Here is a 3253-nt window from a genome sequence, read left to right on the forward strand (position 1 = left end):
CGACCCGCGAACGGCGCCGCGGTCTTCGCCGGGCGGTTGGTCACCGAGGACGCGGCGCCGTTCGCGGGTCGGCTCGTTGCGGAGGAGGCCAGGCCGTTCGTGGACGGCACGGTCGGTGCCGCGCATCCGTTCGCCGAGGGCACGGCCGGCGCCGCGCAGCGTTTCGCGGACGGCACGGTCGGCGCCGTACAGCCCGTCGCGGACGCGGTCGTCGGCTACGTCCGCCCCGTGGCCGACGGTGTCGCCGGGAGCGCGACCGGCCTGGCCGACGGTGTGGCGGGCGACGCCGCGCCCTTCGCCTACGGCGCCGCGCACGACGTCACCCCCCTCGCGCACGGCGTCGCGCACGACGTCACCCCCTTCGCGTACGGCGTCACGGACGACGTGACGCCCTTCGCGCACGGCGTGACCGACGGTGTCGCGCCCCTCGCGTACGGCGTGGTGGAGGGCGTCACCCCCTTCGCGCACGGTGTCGCCGGCGAGGTCGGCCCGGTCGCCGGGCAGGTCGCCCCGTTCGCCGAGGACCTCACCGGGACCGTCCGGGTGACCGGCACGCCGCTCGCCGGCAACGCCGTCACCGGCGTCGAGGCCCTCGCCGACTCGACCGCGCCGGGCTACATCCCGCGCGGCCGGTGACCGTGCCCCGTGCATCGTGCCGCTCGGCCGGTGCGCGGGAGGGCCGGGTGAACGCGTCCGGCCCGTAGCGCTGCTCCAGTGTTGCTCTCCGTCGGTGGAGACCCGGACGGCCGAAAACCGTCGGTCGGGTTCGGGTGGATGCCGACGGAGAGGGGCGGGTGGTCCTCATTGGGGAGACGATCACCCGCCGCTGGCCCTTCCCCGAGTCGAGGAAGGGCCCGGAAAAGGGGCCTCACCGGGCGCACCCCAGCCGGGTGAGGCCCCGCAATATGGCGCACATGCGGCTCACATCCGGCACGCCGTGCCAGTGAGCCCGGCATCATGTGACAGGTATCACCGCTCAGGTGTGACGCGCGATTTAGGGGGCTCCCGGAAGCAGCGATAACCTGCGAGACGGACATGCCGCGCGCTCGGACACCGTGTGCGCCTCCCTTGTGACTCTCGGCGGACGTCACGTTGCCCTTCGCGGCACGCCCACGCATCCAACGAACCGCGATCACTGATAGGGACGGAAGCGCGTGGACCTGTTCGAGTACCAGGCGAGGGACCTCTTCGCCAAGCACGGTGTACCGGTGCTGGCCGGTGAAGTCATCGACACGCCTGAGGCGGCGCGCGAGATCACCGAGCGGCTGGGCGGCAAGTCTGTCGTCAAGGCTCAGGTGAAGGTCGGTGGTCGAGGCAAGGCCGGCGGCGTGAAGCTCGCCGCCACCCCGGACGAGGCTGTGGCCCGTTCGACGGACATTCTCGGTATGGACATCAAGGGCCACACGGTCCACAAGGTGATGATCGCCGAGACCGCGCCGGAGATCGTCGAGGAGTACTACGTCTCCTTCCTCCTCGACCGCACCAACCGCACTTTCCTCTCCATCGCCTCCGTCGAGGGCGGCATGGAGATCGAGGAGGTGGCGGCCACCCGCCCCGAGGCCGTCGCCAAGACCCCGATCGACGCCAACGAGGGCGTGACCCCCGAGGTCGCGCGCGGCATCGTCGAGGCCGCGAAGTTCCCGGCCGAGGTCGCCGACAAGGTCGCCGACATCCTCGTCACCCTGTGGAAGACCTTCGTCGCCGAGGACGCGCTCCTCGTCGAGGTCAACCCGCTGGCGAAGGTCGCCTCCGGCGATGTCATCGCCCTCGACGGCAAGGTCTCCCTGGACGAGAACGCCGAGTTCCGTCAGCCCTCGCACGAGGAGCTCCAGGACAAGGCGTCGGCCAACCCGCTGGAGGCCGCCGCCAAGGAGAAGGGCCTCAACTACGTCAAGCTCGACGGCGAGGTCGGCATCATCGGCAACGGCGCGGGTCTCGTCATGAGCACCCTGGACGTCGTCGCGTACGCCGGTGAGAACCACGGTGGCGTCAAGCCCGCCAACTTCCTCGACATCGGCGGTGGCGCCTCCGCCGCCGTCATGGCGAACGGCCTGGAGATCATCCTCGGCGACCCGGACGTCAAGTCCGTCTTCGTCAACGTCTTCGGCGGCATCACCGCGTGCGACGAGGTCGCCAACGGCATCGTGCAGGCGCTGCAGCTGCTGAAGGACAAGGGCGAGGAAGTCACCAAGCCCCTCGTCGTCCGTCTCGACGGCAACAACGCCGAGCTGGGTCGCAAGATCCTCTCCGACGCCAACCACCCGCTGGTCCAGCGCGTGGACACCATGGACGGCGCGGCCGACAAGGCCGCCGAGCTCGCGGCTGCGAAGTAAGGGACGAGGACACACAGCCATGGCTATCTTCCTCAACAAGGACAGCAAGGTCATCGTCCAGGGCATGACCGGTGCCACGGGCATGAAGCACACCAAGCTCATGCTGGCCGACGGCACGAACATCGTCGGTGGCGTGAACCCCCGCAAGGCGGGCACGACCGTCGACGTCGACGGCACCGAGATCCCGGTCTTCGGCACCGTCGCCGAGGCGATTGAGAAGACGGGCGCGAACGTATCCGTCCTCTTCGTGCCGCCGGCCTTCGCCAAGGCCGCCGTCGTCGAGGCCATCGACGCGGAGATCCCCCTCGCGGTCGTCATCACCGAGGGCATCGCGGTGCACGACTCCGCCGCGTTCTACGCGTACGCGGTCGAGAAGGGCAACAAGACCCGCATCATCGGTCCCAACTGCCCCGGTCTGATCACGCCCGGTCAGTCGAACGCCGGCATCATCCCCGGTGACATCACCAAGCCGGGCCGCATCGGTCTCGTCTCGAAGTCCGGCACGCTGACGTACCAGATGATGTACGAGCTCCGTGACATCGGCTTCTCGTCGGCCGTCGGCATCGGTGGCGACCCGGTCATCGGCACCACGCACATCGACGCGCTCGCCGCGTTCGAGGCCGACCCCGACACCGACCTCATCGTGATGATCGGTGAGATCGGTGGCGACGCCGAGGAGCGTGCCGCCGACTTCATCAAGGCGAACGTGAAGAAGCCGGTCGTCGGCTACGTCGCGGGCTTCACCGCGCCCGAGGGCAAGACCATGGGCCACGCCGGCGCCATCGTCTCCGGTTCCTCCGGTACGGCCGCCGCGAAGAAGGAGGCCCTCGAGGCCGCCGGCGTCAAGGTCGGCAAGACCCCGACCGAGACGGCGAAGCTGGCGCGCGAGATCCTCGGCGGCTGAACGCTGAACGCTGAAC

2 protein-coding genes and 1 pseudogene are annotated in these 3253 nt (G+C 69.8%); all 3 read left to right on the forward strand.

What is annotated here, in order from left to right; translation table 11 throughout:
• A pseudogene (locus AOK23_RS42505) lies at positions 1-636 on the forward strand (hypothetical protein); the annotation flags it as partial.
• Between the two features lie 518 nt (positions 637-1154).
• Positions 1155-2333 carry an ADP-forming succinate--CoA ligase subunit beta gene (gene sucC / locus AOK23_RS42510; protein ID WP_055717727.1) on the forward strand — a complete coding sequence of 393 codons (1179 nt, stop codon included), beginning with the start codon at positions 1155-1157 and terminating at the stop codon, positions 2331-2333.
• A gap of 19 nt (positions 2334-2352) precedes the next feature.
• Positions 2353-3237, forward strand: coding sequence for a succinate--CoA ligase subunit alpha (gene sucD / locus AOK23_RS42515; protein ID WP_055523184.1), 885 nt, complete (start codon positions 2353-2355; stop codon positions 3235-3237).
• Positions 3238-3253: the final 16 nt, after the last annotated feature.

The sequence above is a fragment of the Streptomyces torulosus genome (genome assembly GCF_001419765.1).
Lineage (GTDB): Bacteria > Actinomycetota > Actinomycetes > Streptomycetales > Streptomycetaceae > Streptomyces > Streptomyces torulosus.